Origin of the sequence: Paenibacillus sp. J22TS3, from assembly GCF_018403205.1 — a bacterium.
In the GTDB taxonomy this organism is placed as follows: domain Bacteria; phylum Bacillota; class Bacilli; order Paenibacillales; family Paenibacillaceae; genus Fontibacillus; species Fontibacillus tuaregi.
The window spans coordinates 298,659-317,758 of sequence record NZ_BOSF01000003.1; the positions used below are offsets into that span (position 1 = coordinate 298,659).

Consider the following 19,100-nt stretch of genomic DNA (forward strand, 5'->3'; position numbering starts at 1 on the left):
TGGTTCATTCTAAAACTTATTGTTCAAATCTACTAGTTATAGTCTATAAACAGGCCAGATCTCTTCCCCTGCCTATTCTATTAATCCTCTTAAGAACTCAAGGCTTAGCCCTGATGTGTCCGGGAGAACCACATCGGCCCCGGTGCTCTTCAAGGTAATCTCCTCACCGATTCCAATCGCCACCATACCGGCGGATTTGATTGCCTCAATCCCAGCCTGGGCATCTTCGATCCCCACACAGGCATTCGGCTCTGCCCCAACCTCTTCAGCTCCGCGCAAGAACAGATCGGGAGCGGGCTTGCCTTTGGCAACGGAATCGGGATGCACCACATAACGGAACAAATCCGCAAGCTCCAGCGCCCTCAGAATTTGCGGAGCATTCTTGCTGGCCGAAGCAATGACAGCCGGGATATTCTGCTCCCTTAACTCCAGCAGCAGCTCTCGAATTCCTGGATACACATCATCTGGCATAATCGAATCGAGCAGAGAAACATAATGCTCATTCTTGCGGGTCGCCAGCTCCAACTTCTCCTCCGGAGTATAAGCATCCGCTTTGCCACCATGCTCAAGGATACGTTCCAGTGACTCTCCCCGGCTGATTCCTTTCAAATTCTCATTGAACTCCCGGTCAAAGGGAATCCCAATCTGCTCACCAAGACGCTTCCAAGCCACATAGTGGTACTCCGCCGTGTCCGTAATCACACCGTCCAGATCAAATATTACAGCCTGCAATTTCATCTCTTCTCCTCCTGATTTCACTCATGACTGCTGTTCCAGCATAAAAAGCAGCAGTCCTGAGTCCAAACTTTTTCTCAAACCCAACTCCAAGCCCCTACGGGCAGCCTTTAAATCAAGTTTATGTCAGCCGTCAGTCCTTGCATATCCATCTCTGGACCCTCAGGCAGATTCCCCTTCGCTTAGATCGGTTACATGATAACTTCAATTCGTGTTCCTTGGCTTATCTTCGTCATCCCGTCCCACTGCACCTCTACCTGCCATCCACCTGGATTGTGAATCACCGCGTGCAGATGTCCGTCAACCTCCTTCAAGCGAATGTCGAATTCGGCATCACCCACCACCACTTGCTTCAGCTCACAGCTTCTGCCTTCCCAGGCTCTAGGTAATTTAGGGGCTAAGATCAGCTTCTTCTCGTACGCAGCCGGATGAATACCGAAGAAATGCCGGACTACCGGCACCGCCATGGCATAAATCGTCCAGGCCTGTACCACGCAGCCGTAATCCGGGGACATCTCCGAGAACGAACCCGGCAGTACCCGGGAGAAGGAGCGGCCCATTCTCTCCAGCAGCTCCAGCGCTTGGTCAGGGTATCCGTTTGCCGCCTCGGCCACCGCATGAACCCCGGTGGAAATGGTCATGGTTCCCTGCTGATATATTCCGGCCAGGTATGTTCCGTATTCCCCGATAAATGTGCTGCTGCGCATTGTCCTAAGCGCCCGTTCCGCCTTCTGCGGGTCCGCAATCCCCGCTTCCATAGGAGTGACAATAACCCAGTTCTTATTGAGCAGCCAGCCCTGATCATGCTCATCCTGATCTGCGGTTTCCAGAAGGTTCTCCACATAATCACGATACCCTGAAAGCCCCTGCTGTTCTGCAAGAGACACCATATAATCCACTTTAGGTGCGATATCCCTCTTCGATGCCACCGCATCCGCGAACAGCCCCTCTTCTTCCATCCAAAAGACCTCATTGACCGCACGGGATGCCCGGTCGGCGAGTTCCTCGTACTTAGCCGTACGCTCAAGATCACCAAGATATCCACTCATCTTGGCCATCGCCTTCAGCGCCTGTGCCGTATACACGGCACTGTCGATCAGCTCCATATTTAAACCGGCAATCTCAATAATGCCATAACCCGACGGGAACAAATCTCCATCCGGGTCCATCTCCCCGAGCAGCCATTCAATACCCTTCACGGCGTACTCGTAATGCCGGCGCAGCAGTTCCTCATCCCCGGTCCAGCTGAATATCTCCCACAGAAACGTTATGTAATGTGCCGTTTCCTGCGTATTGCCCGGATTGGATACAGCGCCCATTGTAGTCACCTCATGCACAATCCGCCCGTTGCCGTTCGCTTCCTCTGACTTCTCCAGAATCAGATTCAGCGTATCCTTGGCCAGCTGTGCATCCCCAACCGCCAGTACACCTTGAAGGGAATACGTGTTGTCACAGCCGAACCACCACGGGTATGTCGGACCGCCTGCGGTCAGGCCCCGGCCGACTCCGTCCACCGTCTGAACCAGCCACTGGTTGTTCCATTTCACCCATTTGAACATTTCAGTGAACCGGTCTTCGCCCTCCACCGACAGCTCGGCCCGCCGCTGGACCTGTTCATACAGCCGGCGCTTCTCCTCCAGCATAGCCCCGTGACCGGCCTCAATGGCCTGGTACGATTGCTCGCATGCCTCGCGCGAGACATAAGATCCGGCGACTATGAGCCGGAACTCGAACTCTTCCCGCTCGGCCAGCTCAATCTCGGCGGCGTAAGCCACGCCGCAGCCATTGCCGGCGGTGAACTCGGGCCCGTACAGCTCCGGGCCCACCGCGATCTCCTCGCCCGGCAGGTCGGACCCGATCATGGCGTACCACTCATGATCGCTGTCCTTGACCAGCACCCGCCGCGGCGTCAGCACCTGCGCTTCGTCGCGTGCGCCGCCAAGGATGCCGATCTCGTCCGAGAACCACACCGGACGCAGATCGGTCCGCGCCAGCAGCTCCAGGCGCAGGCGGGTTACGCCCTTGCCGTAGGCGTGCAGCCGGTAATGGGCGGTCATGCCCTTCTCCAGCTCGGGCGCGAACTGCATCCGGTCGATCTGGACCGGGATATGCCCCAGCCCGTGATCATAATCGAACCGGGTGCCCCACGGTTCGTTCGTGAAGCCATCGGCTCTGGACCATACGGCGATACCGCGGTCCAGGTCCGTCACTTTGAGCCAGAAGCCGTCCAGCAGCTTGATTGGATGCAGCCAGATGCCGCCCATCTCATTGACAATGTGGTGTCCGAAGTCCGGGAAATAACCGTCCTGCGAACCGCATATTTTCACATATTCCCCGCCGCTGTAATACAAATTGAAAGGATGCCTGCTTGTCAGTGCCGCCATGATGCTCCCCCTTTATTGTAAGTTGAATCTTCACCCGTACTTTACCTTACCTCTGCTACACTCCCACCGTGCCTCTACCGCTATCCCTGTTACATTCCTCATTTGCTCTTCCGCTCACCCGGGCGGCATCCTCAGTCATCCTGGCGAAAGCATCACCCACCAGCTAAAGCTCTCTCCCGGACGCCAAGCCCACACTCAACCCTTGACTGCAGACGAGATCGAAATTCCCTCGATGAAGTACTTTTGCGCGATGAAGAAAATAATCAGCACCGGAAGCATGATAAGGATCGTGGCCGCCATCAGCATGTTCCACTCTACGTTATACAGGCCTTTGAACATGGACAGCCCGAGCGCGAGGGTATAATGTTCATTGGAATTCAGATAAATCAACGGACCCTGGAAGTCGTTCCATACGCCCATAAAAGTAAAAATTGCTACCGCAATCAGCGGCGGCTTCGAGAGCGGGAGCATAATCCGCAAGAAGATCTGCATCCGGCTGGCTCCGTCCACATACGCCGATTCATCCAGTTCTTTGGGGATTCCCCGCATAAATTGCCGGATGAGGAAGATGTTAAACGCCCCGCCTCCAAAGAAAGCCGGCACAATCAGCGGCAGGAACGTGTCCACCCATCCCAGCTCTTTAAACATTAGAAACATAGGAATCATCGTCACCTGGGACGGCAGCATCATCGTAGCCAGCAGCACCAGGAACAGAGCCCGCTTGCCCTTGAAGTTAAACCTTGCGAACCCGTAGGCGCTAACCGCTGAGGAGAATACCGTTCCGATCAGGACGGGGATGAGAATCGTCAGTGTATTTTTCAAGAAGGTGAAGAACGGGATGGCCTGTACTGCATTGGCGTAGTTCGCCCACTTCCACACTTTCGGGAAGAAGTTGTCTTTGAATACTTCCGCAGGCGTCTTCAAGGAGACCGCGACCGTCCACAGCAGCGGCACCAGTACGATACACGCTCCGCCTAACAGCAGCAGAAATGCCACAATGCGAGGCAGATTCCATCGTTTTACTGAATAGTTCATTGCTCCATGGCCTCCTTAGTCCCGCTCTTCGTCGCCTTGGTAATACACCCACATGGAAGAACTGCGGACGACCAACAGCGTGAAGAACAGGATGATGATGAACAGAATCCAGGACAAGGCGGATGCATACCCCATCTCATAATCCTTAAATGCTTTATTGTATAAGTACAAGTTATAGAACAGCGTGGAATTCAGCGGCCCCCCCGAGGTCATAACAAAAGCCTCTGTGAAGTATTGGAAGCCCCCGATAATCCCCATCACAAGATTAAAGAAGATCGTTGGTGAGATCATTGGCAGCGTCACACTGACGAACCGCCGGAAGATTCCGGCTCCATCCAGGGAAGCAGCCTCATACAGATCCTCAGGCACCCCTTGAAGACCCGACAAATAAATGATGATCGTGTTGCCCACACTCCAGATTCCCATGACCACCAGCGCACCTAACGCATAATGAGGGTCCTGCAGCCATGCTGGGCCTTGAATACCGAACCACCCCAGAGCCCGGTTCAGCACTCCGTATTCCGGGTTGAAGATCATGATCCACATCATGGAGGTGGCCACAGCCGGAATGACAGAAGGCATAAAATATACCAGCCGGAACACATGCATTCCCCGGCTGCGCATATTTAGCAGCATCGCGGTGAACAAGGCCACAATCTGATAAAGCGGCACAGACACTAGTGCGAAGATGAACGTGACCTTTAGCGATTGATAGAACATATCATCATGGAAAATTTGTTTAAAATTATCTAGCCCTACCCACTCAATCGATTTGATGCCTGTAATGATGTCCCATTTGCTGAAGGAGAGGATCAGAGAGAACAGCATCGGACCCAGGGTGAAGAGCACCAGACCCAACAACCATGGCAGAATAAATAAATATCCCGAGCGTTCTGATTTCGAGTTGCGCATAGTAGCCTCCTTGAAGACAAGGGGTGAACCGGCTGGATAGAGCCGCTTCACCCGCTGTATTTTTCTTATTTCTTGATTTTGCTGTCTACATTTTTGGCGGCTTCATCAAGGGCTTCTTTGACAGTCGATTGATTCAGCATGATCTTCTCCAATGCTCCAGTGAACTGTTCCACGAAGATAGGACCATTCCCGGAACGCATGGTTACCGGTTTTTTCGCAAAGTTCATCATTTCAATAACGGGTTTGTCATTCACTTCTTTGGTTTTGACTTCATCAAGTTCCTTCACTGTGGCTGGAAGAACGGCTCCGTTGGAGGAACGCAGCTTCTGAGCCTCGGTTCCGGACAGCCATTTCACCAGCTCATAAGCTTCCTGTTTGTGCTTGCCCGCCGCATTTACCGCCCAACCTGCACTTGCGATAATGCTTGAACGTGTGCCATCCTCTGATTTCGGAATCAGAGCCGAGCCGTATTTCACATCGGATTTATCGAGATCGCCTTTGATCCAGCGGCCGGTTACCATCATGGCAAGCTTATCCGTCATGAACATCGAGGAGTCTCCACCCATCGTCTGGGTGTCGGTAGGAGTTGGAGAGACGCGGTCCGGCCCGTTGGACCAAGCCACATATTTCTCAATTGCCGCTACAGTCTTATCCCCGTTCATGTAGCCTTCAGCAGCAGTTCCATCTTCATTGGCAATGTCCGTGCCATAATCCCACAGGTAGGTGTAGATTGGATACTCCCATTTGCCGGCATTAAAGCCGAATTGGGTGAACTTGCCGCCCTCCTGCTTGGTCAGCTTTTTTGCTGCAGCCGTCAGATCGCTCCAGGTCCAATTGTCGTTCGGGTATTCCATCTTGGCTTCATCGAACATGCGCTTGTTGTACCACAGTGCGAGCGGATTGAAGTCCTTAGGCAGGTAATACTGTTTGCCCTTAATGTTCATATTCTCAATCAGATCTTTCTGGAAAATATCGAGCTTGAACGAGGGATCCTTCTTCAAGTAGTCATCGAGCGGTTCAACCACGCCTTTGTCCACAAATTTGTAATAGTCCCCTTCACCCACCAGGAAGACGTCTGGCGCTTGACCAGCAGCCAGGGATGCCGTCAGTTTCGTGCCATAACCGTCACTTGGGATCGGTTCGAATTTCACCTCAATATTAGGATGGGCCTTGTTGAATTCTTCCGTCAGCTTCACTTCGTCTGCCGCCGCATTCACATCCCCCCATACGGAGAACGTAAGCTTCACCTTCTCACCGCTTCCCCCTCCGCTGCTGGAGCTTCCTCCAGACGAGCAAGCAGACAGAATCAGAGCAGCAATCATAACCATAACGAGACTAGTTGACCATTTTTTCATATAATGATGACCTCCCTTATGAATATATAAAAGCATTGTAACTGTTAGGAGAAAAGCTTTTGTTATAAATGTCACATGGTAACCTTTTCCTGATATATGAAACTTCTAAACTACTTGCCATTGTTCTAGGAGATAGGCTGCGCCCCGCTCGTCTGGGGTAATTCCAGTTCACCCTCGAAGCTTACGGGCTTGCCAGCCACCTTAAGCCGGATCACATCTGCCGATGAGGATTTGATTCGAATGCCGCTGCGGTCTATTCGAATCTGGAGCCGGCTGCCCTGCCAATACAGCGGGAAGGAGAGTTCTTCCCAGGCCTGCGGCAGCCGTGGATTCAGATGCAGCTCCCCGCCAAGCATTCTGACGCCGGCGAAGCCCATTACCAGGCACTCCCATATACCGCCAAGGGAGGCGGAGTGAATTCCAGCATCCGACGAATGCATATTCGGCCCAAGATCAATCTCGGCGGCTCTGCGGAACAGATCATATGCCAGGGCTTCGTCACCGAAATCATTGGCCAGAATGGAATGGGTCGACAAGGATAGTGAGGAGTCGTGAAGTGTCTTCTCCTCGTAATAATTATAATTCGCCCGCTTCACCTCTGGCTGGAATCTGTCCTCCAGCAGAAGGAACAGCATCATGATGTCGGCCTGCTTGGATACCTGCAGATTGTTCACCTGGTCCAGGTTGTAGTCATCAAAGAGACTTCCTACCTTCGACTGGTTCTTGTATGGAGTAAGATCAATAATCTGCTTTTGCAGGTAAGTATCATCCTGCGGGATGATGTTCTGCTCGTTAGGCTGCGGGAGATAGATCAATCCGAGCTTCTCTTCCCATACCGGACGTGCCGCCTCAAGTCCAAGCTTTGAGTTCAGCTCCGCGAACAGCTCAGGTCTTTTCTCCTTAAGCTCATCACAGTACTGAATTGCTAGCGAAATATTAAAATGGGCCATGTAGTTGGTAAACGCGTTGTTATCTACATGTTCCTTGTACTCATCCGGGCCAATCACCTCGTTGATATGGTAACGTCCGTGCTCCTCATCCCACTCCAGCCGGCTGGCCCAGAACTTTGCCGTATCCAAAATGATCTCATAGCCATAGCGGTCCATGTACTCCTGGTCTCCGGTTGCCTTGAAATAATGCCAGACAGCGTAAGCAATGTCCGAGGAAATATGCTGCTCAATGAATCCCGACCAAATCTTCGTCTGTTCCCCGGTCACAATATCGACCGCACCCCAGACCGGAGTAACTTCCCCATCGGACGGCCACGCAGCTTCCCAAGGGTACATCGCTCCCTCAAATCCGTTCTCCTTCGCTTTGCGCCTTGCTCCCTCCAGGCCCAAATAGCGATATTCCAGAAGCGAACGGGCAATCCGGGGATTGCTGTAGATGTAGAACGGCAGAATGAATATCTCCGTATCCCAAAATGAATGCCCCTTGTAGCCCTCGCCACTCAGCCCCTTGGCGCCGATTCCCATTCTCCGGTCATGGGCCGGGGTCATAACCACCAGATGATAGACCGCGAAACGGACTGCCAGCAGATCGAATTCATTCTTTGATTTAAGCGTGATATCGTAATCTCTCCACACCTCAGCCCATGCCTTCTGATGCTCACTCAGCATTTCGTCGAACCCTTGATCATGAAGCGCTTTCAACTGTTCCAGAGCATGGCTTCTTATTGTGCTTAAGTCACTCTCCCCACTGAACTCCAGATCCCGGCTCGTGTACACAGTGGCTAGTTTGTCAAAGGTATACGTATCTCCTTCACAGAGGTCCAGTTCGTACTTAACGGCGACCTGCCGCCGTTCAATTTCCATCCGGGGAGCCAGGTTCAATTCCGCCCCATTCAACTTATGGCTGTGCGCCGCATGCAAGACAAAAGTTACCTTCGATTCCGTGGTCTGCTGAAGCAGCTCCAGGTAGGTCTTGTCATAAATGCGCTTCTCCCCCTCGTGGAAATGCTGGCTCCCCGAGTTGTTCATTTGTCCGTCTATTCCGGAACCAACTGACAACCTGACATCTCCTTGAAGCAGGGTCACCTCCATCCGCATGCCGATCGCATGCTTATGGTGGAGAGAGACGAACCGGCGGAAGGTGAAGCGAAGCTTCTTCCCGTCCTTGCTCTCCCAGTCGAAGGAACGGGTCAACTCGGCATCCCGGATATTCAGCATCCGGCTGTACCCGGTGAAGCTCCCTTTCTCCAGTGAGAACCGCTCTCCGTCAATCCGCAGATCAAGCCGGGTAAGGTCTGCAGCATTAGGCAGCTCCGTTACTTCTTCCTCATCAAATTTGTTGAATGTTCCGTTCACGAACAGATTTCTTTTCTCTCCGATGTAGGGCTCCTCTGTAGCCGATCTAAGTCCCATGTATCCGTTGCCCAGCGACATGATCGCCTCGCATTTCCCTAAGGTCAGAGTGGAAAACTGCTCTTCGGCTACAACCCACTGCATCAAATCATCCGATACTCTCTTGCTGTAATTTAGCATGGAATAGTCCTTTCTCCTGATTTGGCGATAATCTCTCTTTTTTGTAAGCGTAACCGAAATCGTTTTCGAAATGAATAAAAAAGATCGAAAACGATTTCGAGTTAAGTAAAAAAATATAGCGTTGGTCGAAAACGTTTTCGAGTACATTATTGCATCTTTACGGACTCTCTGTCAACAACTTCGAAAGGTAAAATTTTTTGATAACCTGGCTCGTTCTTTTCCAGCATGTGAATGACCTGTTCGAAAGCAGAGTATGCGCTTCCGTAAAAATCCTGTCTGACGGTGGATAATCTTGGGGTGGTATAGCTTGACAAAATAATATCGTCAAAGCCCATAACCGAAAGATCCTCCGGGATTCGAATACCCAGTTCCCTGCATCTGCTCATGAAAGCAATCGCCATCAGATCACTCGCAATAAATACAGCCGTCAAATGTGGATTGGCCTTGAGATAATCTTCAGTTGCTTCGTAAGCCAGTTCCTCCGCGTAATCGGCTTCAATCACAATCTTCGGGTCATATTCAATACCGGCATTCTCAAGCGCCTCTCTGTAACCCTGTTGTCTCTGGATGCTAACCGTCGCGAACTTATGCCCGTTCATCATTCCGATCCGCCGGTGTCCCTTGCCGATTAGAAACTTTACTGCTTCTCTGGCCGCATTCACGTTATCCGTAATCACTGAGCCCGCATGAGGTCCTACAATTTCCGCATCAATGACCACGCAAGGAATATCGCTGTTCACCAGCTCTTGGAAGTACGGGTCGGTTGTCCTAAGGCCTGAGATCACCACCCCGGCGATTTTGTGCTCCTTGCAGAACTGCCAGTAAGACTTATCCTGCTGCTCCGACAAGCTGCGTGTGTAAATAACGACCTCATATTGATAATGATTCGCGGCTCCGTAGATCCCGGACATAATCTGAAATAACACGCCATCTTTCCCGTTGGTCTGCTCAAAGTTAGAGATAATCAGCGCGATAGTCTTGGTCACCTTGTGCTTCAGATTTTTGGCCAGCATATTCGGGAAATAATTCAGCTCCTGTGCAGCCTGCATCACTTTCCTCCGCGTTGCCTCACTGACATCGGTATACCCGTTAAGAGTTTTGGAAACCGCGGATATAGACACATTGGCACGCTTAGCCACATCTTTGATGGATACCATTACTTCATCATCACTACCATTCTTAAAATATAATCAACTCTATTGTATCTTTTGATCCTAAAATATCAACCGGTTCTTCTGACGCTGTATGGGCTAAGGGGACCAATCCCTCAAGGAGTCCCCTCTCGCCACATCTTATACATCAGGTGCAGCCAGATCAACTACCCGGTTCTTGCCCGCATTCTTAGCCAGCCTGAGAGCCCTTTCGGCAGTCCGGACCAGCTCATCCGGCTGCACGTCCACTGAAACTGCGGAGGTTGCCAAGCCCACACTGACTGTAATGAATTCCCCAAGCTCCGGCATGTTAAGCGGGATCTGGACCTCCAGCACCCCTTTGCGGATCTGCTCCGCCAATTCTAGAGCGCCGGTGGCTTCGTCCCCAAATCCGTACATGGCAAAGCTGCCGCCAATATATCGTCCTGTGAAAGTTCCATGCTGAGAGCCATACGCATTCACAACCTCAGCAACCCACTGGAGACATAAGTCACCTGTTTGCAGCCCGAACATGGCGTTGTACAACTTAAAATTATCAATATCCACGATTAAAAGTGAAGCCGATGCACCGGCCGGCGCCTTGCCCCATTCTTCCTTAAGCGCATCCTCGAAATATCCGAGATTTGGAAGCTCTGTCACCGCATCCGTAGTTAGAAAATTCTGCAGCTGTTCTGATACCTCCATATAGGTGATGCTGTCTAGCGTTTCCCGGTCTTCCCGTTCCCTGGCAATTACAAACAACGCATCTTTGCCCTGGGAAATGACCCGCGCCATCGTCATCTCAAGCACTTGGGAGGAGCCATCAAGAAGGCGGAAGCGTCCCTGTATAGAAATCATAGGGGACAGTGAATCACTTGACCCCATCACATATGAGCGGACCTCTGACTCCGATTCCTCGTGAACCAGACTCATGAATTCAGTCTTCTCCAGCCCTATCCCTTTCTCTTCAGGTGCACGGAACAATGCTGAGGCCATCTGGTTATAATACACAATCTGCCCCCCGGTGACGACAAAGAAAGCGACCGGAGAGGTCTCCATAAGCTGCAGGTAGCGCTTCTCGTTCTCCCGGGAAATGCGAAGATTGATTAACGCATTTTCTTCCGCCTGGCGAAGCTGGTTCTCCGTTTCCTTCAGAACAATGGTCTTCAGATCCGGCAGTGCCCGAAGCTCCCTGGATTTCCAAGGCACAGAAGTAGACTCTACAACCTGCTTCCATTTCTCAAAGGATTTCCGTGGAGAGAGCCGAATACCGTCCTCCCCTTGGACCACCGCTTTGGCGGGGTCACCGCCCCATTCCACAACCTGGACAACTTCAGGCCTGAACCACATGATGTAATTCTCGTGATTCTGGGACAGGCTCAGATACACAACCCCTGAAGCCACATCCTTATAACTCTGGGCAGGCTCATATTCAAGGCTGAGCCTTGAGGTATGATAGTCCAGGTCTACAGCTCTATGGGACATCCAAACAGCAAGATCCTTGACCTGCTCCTGAGTAGGCGTCCGGCCGAACAGAACCAGCCTGTCTTGATAGAAGACAGCCGCTCCTGATGCATCCATAATCTTAAGCAGGGACACCTGCTCCTCATGAAGCTGTTCTAGAATCTGGGACGCCGCCGTATTTCCGATAAAAATTCCCACAATCCGGTTAAGATGCGCTTTGGATCTTAGCTCGGAATCATAGTCATCAAGCTGCTGCCGCTGATAGAGCTCACTGGAGAGGAACGACCCCAGGAAATTGCATAAATTCCGCAGACGATGCGGGACATATTTAGGCGAGCGATGGTGGCAGGCGATTAACCCCCACAGCTGATTGTCATGAATCAGAGATATGGTCATAGAAGCGCCCACGCCCATATTCCGCATATATTCAAGATGGACAGGCGATACGCTCCGGAGTATGGACAGGCTTAGATTCAGCGGCCTGTTCGTAAGCGGGTTGTTCGCCGGGACAATGTCCACAGGAGTATACCCCGCATCCACAATGGTGCGCAGCCAATTGCGGAGATACAGCTCACGGGCTTGCCTTGGAATATCACTGGCAGGATAGTGATGGCCCAGGTAGGAATCGAGCTCAGGATTCTTGGCCTCTGCAATCACTTTCCCGTTCCAAGTCTCGTCGAACTCATAGATCATCACCCGGTCATATCCAAGAATGTCCCTAACCTGCTCGGCGGCAATCTGGCTGGCTTCTCTGCGGTTTGACGTCCGCTTGACCCTGCCGAAGAAAGACTGCATCCACTCAAAGTCATGGACATCCGGCCCCGCCTCCCCAGAAGTAACGGGCTCAAGCTCCAGGATAACCATACCCTCGCTCTCATGAAGTATCCCGCTGAAGGGCTTCAGTTCGCCCCGGACATCAATGGATAAATTGATGTAATGAAGCTGAATAGGATCCTCTCTAAAGTCTGTTCCGAATACAAGACTAAGCTGCTCCTCACCAATCAGAGACTTCAAAGAGGTCCCTATTAGTTCATCCGCCGGGATGCCCAAGATCTCATCCGTATTCCGGCTGCACTGCGCCACAGACCCTGTGTCATCCTGAAGCACTGCCAGCAGCACACCGTGGGGCTGAATCATTCCGGGGATATGAATCGGTTCTTTCTCACAATTGGTCAAATCCACTTTACCGTTAATATACTCCCCCTGTTGAGCTAGGAGCGTACGGTTAAGCAGATCATTTGAAGCAGGTTCTTTGGAATTTCCCATTTAAAAGCTTCCCCCCAGTTACATGTTCATGTTCCAGGTATTCTCGATATCTACAATTCGTCTTATCCGACATTAGGTTTAAACCACTGATCCAGCTTTACAAACGTATCTTTAGCCGCCTCCACCATCTCGTTCTCCTGTTCCTTCGTGCCCGCCAGCTGAAGAAGCAGCCCCTGAAATTCCTTCCACCTGTCCCGGGTCTTATCTCCATAGCTGTTGAAGTAATGGCCATTCGTATCCGGAGCCACAGGCAGAATCGGCTTCAGCATCCGAATAATCATCTGTCCTCCAAGAATAGAGCCTTCAAGCACATACATCACGCCAGCCGCCTGAGCAAAGGAGCCCTGTTCAGGAAGATTAGGACACACGGGAAGCGCCTTCAGTTCCTGAGGAGAGAGTCCAAGGTTACCAAGATCCTTCTCTAACAGGCCCGCCTTGCGGGTAGCTTCAAAGTCAAAATTATAGGTTTTCCAAGCAGGATGGCCCGCCAGTTGTTCCTCTACAGGTCTGACAAAGCCATAGAATTTCTCCAGATAGGTCTGATATTCCGAAATCGTAATCGTTCCGCCAGTGATCGCGGAAGCGTAAGGGTTCTGTTCAGTCTGAATATGATAGGGTGCCGTCTCTTCTTTCAATCTGGTCAATATATTTGCACTCACGAAATGAAGACCTCCCCTACTTAATTATGAATCTATTACTATTTCCACACATATAACAGCATAACAAAACTTAGTGCTGTGTCCTAATTATTATTTCATATTTTCCCTTACATTACCTTACAGGTTATAGAGCAAGAAATGTCTGCTCTGCCGAAAAATCCGTGGTGCAACGGTAGTCTCCTCCTATTCAAACCGGAGACGCAGCTAATATGCGGATTGATTTATTAAATCTTGTCAACATTATTCATGACGTGATCAGGTTTTCCTTTCGTTGATGATGTAAGCGCTCTGATTTACGCTTGTTGTGAGGATGATGTGAGGAATCTCACCTCAAAACCACACTACTTTTTAATTAGGGGGATCCGATTCACATGGATACTGCTCACCAAAGTTCGTCCCAAGGCATGCGGGTAAGAATTCAACGCTTCGGTCGTCTCCTCAGCGGGATGGTCATGCCGAATATCGGCGCCTTCATCGCATGGGGTCTTATCACGGCTTTATTTATTCCAACTGGCTGGTTCCCCAACGAACAGCTGGCCAAACTGGTTGGTCCGATGGTCAACTACCTCCTTCCGATTCTCATCGGTTATACCGGCGGGAAAATGGTTCATGACACCCGGGGAGGTGTCATCGGAGCCGTAACAACCATGGGAGTCATCGTGGGTACCGACATCCCTATGTTTATGGGGGCCATGATTGTCGGCCCTATCTCCGCCTGGATCTTGAAGCAGTTCGACAAATCCGTCGAAGGCAAGATCAAATCCGGCTTCGAGATGCTTGTTAACAACTTCTCGCTGGGTATTATCGGGGCTATTCTTGCCATCGGCTCTTTCCTGGGCATCGGCCCTGTTGTCGAAGTGATCAGCAAGGCGCTGGCAGCTGGCGTTGAAGGTCTGCTTCACGCAGGGCTGCTGCCCCTGGCCAACATTATCATCGAGCCGGCCAAGGTGCTGTTCCTGAACAATGCGATTAACCATGGCGTGCTGGGTCCTATTGCGCTTGAGGAATCCTCGCGGATAGGCAAGTCGATTCTGTTCATGCTGGAATCGAACCCGGGTCCAGGTTTAGGAATCCTGCTGGCCTACATGCTGGCTGGCCGGGGCTCAGCCAAGCAATCAGCTCCAGGCGCAGCGATTATCCATTTCCTTGGCGGGATTCATGAAATCTATTTCCCTTATATCTTGATGAATCCGCGCCTGATTCTAGCTGCCATTGCCGGCGGCGTAACGGGAACCTTTACATTCACCATCTTTGGCGCAGGACTTGTGGCTACAGCCTCACCGGGCAGCATCTTTGCTTATATCGCCATGGCTCCAAAGGGTGGCCTGCTGCCGGTGCTGAGCGGGGTGCTTACGGCAACCGTCGTATCGTTTGTAGTGGCAGCCCTGCTGCTTAAGACAGGTAAGAACAAGGAAGAAGACCTGGAAGAAGCAGCGGCCAAAATGCGCGAAATGAAGAGCGCTGGCAGCACTCCAGCTCCAGCCGCAGCCGCAGTAGCTGAAGCTGTACCAAGCAGCCGCACAGAGAATACGGCAGTATACGCTGAGACCTCCTCTGCTGCAGAACACAGAGACATTAAGAAGATCGTCTTCTCCTGTGATGCCGGTATGGGCTCAAGTGCAATGGGAGCCTCCGTGCTTAGAAAGAAACTGAAAGCGGCCGGGGTGGATGTGGCTGTTACCAACACAGCAATCAGTGAAATCCCTAAGGATGCGGATATTGTGGTGACACACCAGTCGCTAACCGACCGGGCCCGTGGACAGAATCCAAACGCCGAGCATATTTCCATCGAGAACTTCCTGAAAAGTCCGAAATACGACGAGCTCGTCGAGCGACTGAAAAAATAACAATACTTTCAAATTCAACAAGCGCTGGCTGAATAAGCCGGCGTTTATCCCTCTTTGACGAGGTGCATGCCTATGAACCGTATGACTCCCAGGCAAAGACAAATACTTGAAATTCTGCTTAATCGCCAGGAAGAAGTAACGGCGGGGGAAATAGCCGCCAAGATTGGTGTCAGCGCGAGAACCGTCCACCGGGAAATGTCCGGGGTAGAGCAGCTTCTGACAGATCTGGGCCTCCCGCTGGAGAAGAAATCCGGGCGGGGTTTCCAGGTAACCGGAAGTCCTGATCAGCACCAAGCCGCCTTACAGGAATTGAATGCCTCCGCTCTGACCAGATATTCCACGGAAGAGCGCAAATGGCTCGTCCTCAGCACCCTGTTGGACGAAACCGAGCCTATAAAGCTGTTCTCCCTGGCCCATGATCTTAATGTGGCTGTGGCAACCATCAGCTATGACCTGGATCAATTGGAGACCTGGATCAGCAAGAACAATCTTTCGCTGGTCCGCCGCAGAGGGTATGGCGTGGAAATTACAGGAACCGAGCAGGCCAAGAGGCAGGCAATCGGCAAGCTCATCTCGGAGCATCTGGACTATTCGGACCTGTTCGGTCATACAAGCCGCTCCTCCCAAAATGCGTTGACCCGGCAGCTTCAGCGGATGGCGGGTCAGAGCGACCTTCTGAACGTGGAGAATGCACTGTGGGCCGCAGGGGAGAACTGGCTTGAAGAACTGCCCGAGTCCGCGTATACCCACCTGCTGATTGAACTGTCAGTAGCGTTAGCCCGGATCAAAGAAGGAAAGTTTGTCCTTGCCCTATCCTCCCGGGGTTCTGTCAGCCCCTCTGCTGCCGGAGAGGCTCCTGCCGCGGGACCTGAAGATAGAAGCCGAATGGCAGCTGATTATATCTTAAGATCCTCCCCCCTGTCGGATCTTATCCCTGAGGAGCACAGGCAGGAAGAGACTCTATATCTATACCACCTGTTCAGCAAGGCGGAGAGGTCTTCCCCTGCTCAGGATTTAACGTCCGTAGATGCTGCTCTGATGACTATGGTTCAGCGTCTTATCTCCAAGATGGAGCAGCGGACGGGAATCCCCTTCGTAGAGGACCGCTCACTCCGTGAAGGGCTGCTCGGTCACATGGAGCCGGCCTTACATCGGATTCGCAGGGGCGAGCGGGTGCGAAATCCTCTTCTTGGACAGATTAAAAGGGATTACGAAGCGCTGTTTGAATCCGTCCGCCTGGTGGTGGACGACATGAACATTGCCGTGAATATTCCGGACGAGGAGATTGGATTCCTGGTCATGCATTTTGGGGCTTCCATGGAAAGACTGAAACAGTTTGCTGGCAGTGTCCGGGCTATTCTGGTCTGCAGCAGCGGAATTGGCTCATCGAAGCTGCTCGCCACCCGGATTAAGAAGGAGATGCCTCAGATCGAGGTGCTCGGCAATGTCTCCTGGTATGAAGCCGCCCGGCTGCCGGAAGAAGACTACGATTTGATCATTTCCACGGTCGATCTTCCTCTGGAGGCGGACCGGTATATCAAGCTTACCCCGCTGCTTACGGCTGAGGATATAGAGCGGCTCCAGGATTACATCCAGATTTCAGCCCCCGTCCGCAAGACGGCTCCAAGCGTGGAAGAGACCGGCTTCACTCCGTTGGCATCCGGCCAAGAGCTTAGCCAGCTTAAAACACTAAGCACCACACTAAACGAAATCATCGGACTGATTGACCAATTTGTAATTTATCAACTGAATAACCCGTCATTTGGGCTTGAGATGACGCTCAGCCTGGCTTGTGCAGCTCTTCATAAGGACCAGGTACTTAGTGATCCCGGGCAAGTTGTCAAACGGCTCATCGAACGGGAACAGCTCGGAAGCCTGGTTATCCCGGATACATCCCTTGCGTTGTTTCATACACGCAGTGCATCCATTCACCGTCCGTCCTTCACGCTGTTCAGACTGAAGACACCCTTGGTGCTTGAAGATGAGCATGCCCACACCGTCCAGCAGCTGCTGATTATGCTTGGCCCACAGCACCTCTCCAAAGAGAGCCTAGAGGTGCTGAGCGAAATCAGCGCGCTTCTTCTAAAGCCGGAAATGACCCGGCTGCTGGAGACGGGGAGCCAGGGCGATATTCAGCAATACATGGCGGCAGAACTGCTGCATTTTTTCGAGAATAAAAGATAACAAGATTGGAGAGAACCATCATGAGTATTCTATCTGCAGATAAAATCAAGTTAAACGTGACCGTAAAAGATAAATATGAAGCCATCCGGATCGCCGGACAACTGCTTGTGGATGCGGGTCATGTCTCTGAACCGTACCTGGACGCCATGATCGAGCGGGAGGATTCCCTTTCAACCTATATGGGAGGCGGACTTGCGATTCCCCATGGCACCAAGGAAGCCAAGAGTCTGATTACATCTACCGGACTCTCGGTTGTGGTCATCCCAGACGGAGTTGAATTTAGCGATGGCGAGAAAGCTTACATCCTGGTCGGCATTGCTGCGGTAGGCAATGAACATATGGATATTTTGACGAATGTGGCCATGATCTTCTCGGAGGACGAGAATGTTGAGCGCATTAAGAATGCAGGCAGTGCCGAAGAAATTATCGAGATTTTTGAAAGCGGGATGGAAGAATGAGAGCGGTCCATTTCGGTGCAGGGAACATCGGCAGAGGTTTTATCGGATTGTTGTTATCCCAGTCCGGGTATGAAGTGATTTTCTCAGATGTGAATGAGACGCTTGTCTCAGAGCTTAAACGGCGCGGGGAATATACCGTAACCTTGGCGAACGACGCTAAGGATGCCCTGCCGGTTACCGGCGTAACAGCCATCGACGGCAAAAATCTGAAACAGGTGGCCGAAGCCGTGGCGGAAGCGGACCTGGTGACTACAGCTGTGGGTGTGGGTATCCTGAAACATATTGCCCAGGGCATTGCCCAAGGCATTGAGCTCCGGCTCCAGAGCCCAAATGCCCGCCCGCTTCACGTGATTGCCTGTGAGAATGCCATCGGAGGGAGTGCCCAGCTCAAGGAGCATGTATATGCCCACCTTGGTGAAGAAGCACGCGCGAAGGCAGACACGCTGATCGCATTCCCGAATGCGGCTGTGGACCGCATCGTGCCGCTGCAGCATCATGAGGACCCGCTCCAGGTTGTCGTCGAACCTTTCTATGAATGGGTCGTGGACCGCTCCCAGATGATTGAAGGGTTCCATGAAGTCGGCGGCGTCCATTATGTAGACCAATTGGAACCCTATATCGAACGCAAACTGTTCACCGTGAACACAGGTCACTGCACTGCTGCTTATTTCGGATACCTCGCCGGTTACAACACCATTCAGGAAGCCATGGCGGATGAAGCGGTCGAAGGAAAGGTGCGTGCTGTGCTAGAGGAGACCGGTGCCATGCTGGTCGCCAAACACGGTTTCGATAAAGCTGAGCATCAGAAATACATTCTCAAAATTCTGGACCGCTTCCGCAACCCTTCCCTGACAGATGAGGTTGTCCGGGTTGGCCGTTCGCCAATCCGCAAATTGTCACCAAATGACCGTCTCGTCTCTCCTGCCCGGCAGGCGCTGGAATACGGCATCCGGCCGAAGCAGCTGACGGCAGCAATGGGCGCGGCCCTACACTTCGACTATGCCGAGGACCCGGAAGCGGTCGAACTTCAATCCTCTATCCGCGAGCTCGGTATCGGGGAGACGGTAACCAAATATACAGCCATCTCCGCGGACCAGCCGCTCCATGAGGATATTGTGAAGATGTACCAGCAGCTAGGATAGCAGCAGGCTGGCAGATGGAATGGACACTTGTCTGGAGCATGAAGTC

Annotated in this window: 13 protein-coding genes; 4 read left to right on the plus strand and 9 right to left on the minus strand. The window is 52.0% G+C overall.

Features of this window, described 5'->3' with window-relative positions; genetic code table 11:
- Window positions 1–72: 72 nt before the first annotated feature.
- From pgmB to KJS63_RS11145, 9 genes are all read right to left on the minus strand, one after another.
- Window positions 73–738 carry a beta-phosphoglucomutase gene (gene pgmB / locus KJS63_RS11105; RefSeq protein ID WP_213619199.1) on the minus strand — a complete coding sequence of 222 codons (666 nt, stop codon included), beginning with the start codon at window positions 736–738 and terminating at the stop codon, window positions 73–75.
- A 188-nt stretch (window positions 739–926) separates the two neighbouring features.
- Window positions 927–3,119 carry an alpha-L-rhamnosidase-related protein gene (locus KJS63_RS11110; RefSeq protein WP_213619200.1) on the minus strand — a complete coding sequence of 731 codons (2,193 nt, stop codon included), beginning with the start codon at window positions 3,117–3,119 and terminating at the stop codon, window positions 927–929.
- A 195-nt stretch (window positions 3,120–3,314) separates the two neighbouring features.
- Complete coding sequence (locus KJS63_RS11115; RefSeq protein ID WP_213619201.1) at window positions 3,315–4,154, minus strand: carbohydrate ABC transporter permease; 840 nt, start codon at window positions 4,152–4,154, stop codon at window positions 3,315–3,317.
- Window positions 4,155–4,169: 15 nt separating this feature from the next.
- A complete protein-coding gene (locus KJS63_RS11120; protein ID WP_068620914.1) occupies window positions 4,170–5,066 on the minus strand; it encodes a carbohydrate ABC transporter permease in 897 nt (298 codons plus the stop codon).
- Between the two features lie 65 nt (window positions 5,067–5,131).
- Window positions 5,132–6,421, minus strand: coding sequence for an ABC transporter substrate-binding protein (locus tag KJS63_RS11125; RefSeq protein WP_213619202.1), 1,290 nt, complete (start codon window positions 6,419–6,421; stop codon window positions 5,132–5,134).
- 125 nt (window positions 6,422–6,546) lie between these two features.
- Window positions 6,547–8,904, minus strand: coding sequence for a glycoside hydrolase family 65 protein (locus tag KJS63_RS11130; protein WP_213619203.1), 2,358 nt, complete (start codon window positions 8,902–8,904; stop codon window positions 6,547–6,549).
- 146 nt (window positions 8,905–9,050) lie between these two features.
- Window positions 9,051–10,061 carry a LacI family DNA-binding transcriptional regulator gene (locus KJS63_RS11135; protein ID WP_213619204.1) on the minus strand — a complete coding sequence of 337 codons (1,011 nt, stop codon included), beginning with the start codon at window positions 10,059–10,061 and terminating at the stop codon, window positions 9,051–9,053.
- Window positions 10,062–10,196: 135 nt separating this feature from the next.
- Window positions 10,197–12,764 (minus strand): diguanylate cyclase domain-containing protein, encoded by a 2,568-nt coding sequence (locus KJS63_RS11140; RefSeq protein ID WP_213619205.1) that lies wholly within the window; start codon window positions 12,762–12,764, stop codon window positions 10,197–10,199.
- A gap of 62 nt (window positions 12,765–12,826) precedes the next feature.
- Entirely contained in the window at window positions 12,827–13,423 is a 597-nt protein-coding gene (locus tag KJS63_RS11145; protein ID WP_213619206.1) for a biliverdin-producing heme oxygenase, read from the minus strand.
- A 371-nt stretch (window positions 13,424–13,794) separates the two neighbouring features.
- On the opposite strand from KJS63_RS11145, the gene KJS63_RS11150 reads away from it, so the two are divergent.
- From KJS63_RS11150 to KJS63_RS11165, 4 genes are all read left to right on the plus strand, one after another.
- A complete protein-coding gene (locus KJS63_RS11150) occupies window positions 13,795–15,270 on the plus strand; it encodes a PTS mannitol transporter subunit IIBC (protein ID WP_213619207.1) in 1,476 nt (491 codons plus the stop codon).
- 72 nt (window positions 15,271–15,342) lie between these two features.
- The gene (locus tag KJS63_RS11155; RefSeq protein WP_213619208.1) at window positions 15,343–17,454 is read left to right on the plus strand and encodes a BglG family transcription antiterminator; all 2,112 of its coding nucleotides are present in this window, start codon (window positions 15,343–15,345) and stop codon (window positions 17,452–17,454) included.
- A gap of 20 nt (window positions 17,455–17,474) precedes the next feature.
- A complete protein-coding gene (locus tag KJS63_RS11160) occupies window positions 17,475–17,912 on the plus strand; it encodes a PTS mannitol transporter subunit IIA (protein ID WP_213619209.1) in 438 nt (145 codons plus the stop codon).
- Window positions 17,909–19,054: a mannitol-1-phosphate 5-dehydrogenase gene (locus KJS63_RS11165; RefSeq protein ID WP_213619210.1), complete on the plus strand. Its 1,146-nt coding sequence runs from the start codon at window positions 17,909–17,911 to the stop codon at window positions 19,052–19,054. The genes KJS63_RS11160 and KJS63_RS11165 overlap by 4 nt, the downstream gene beginning before the upstream one ends.
- The last annotated feature ends 46 nt before the right edge of the window (window positions 19,055–19,100 follow it).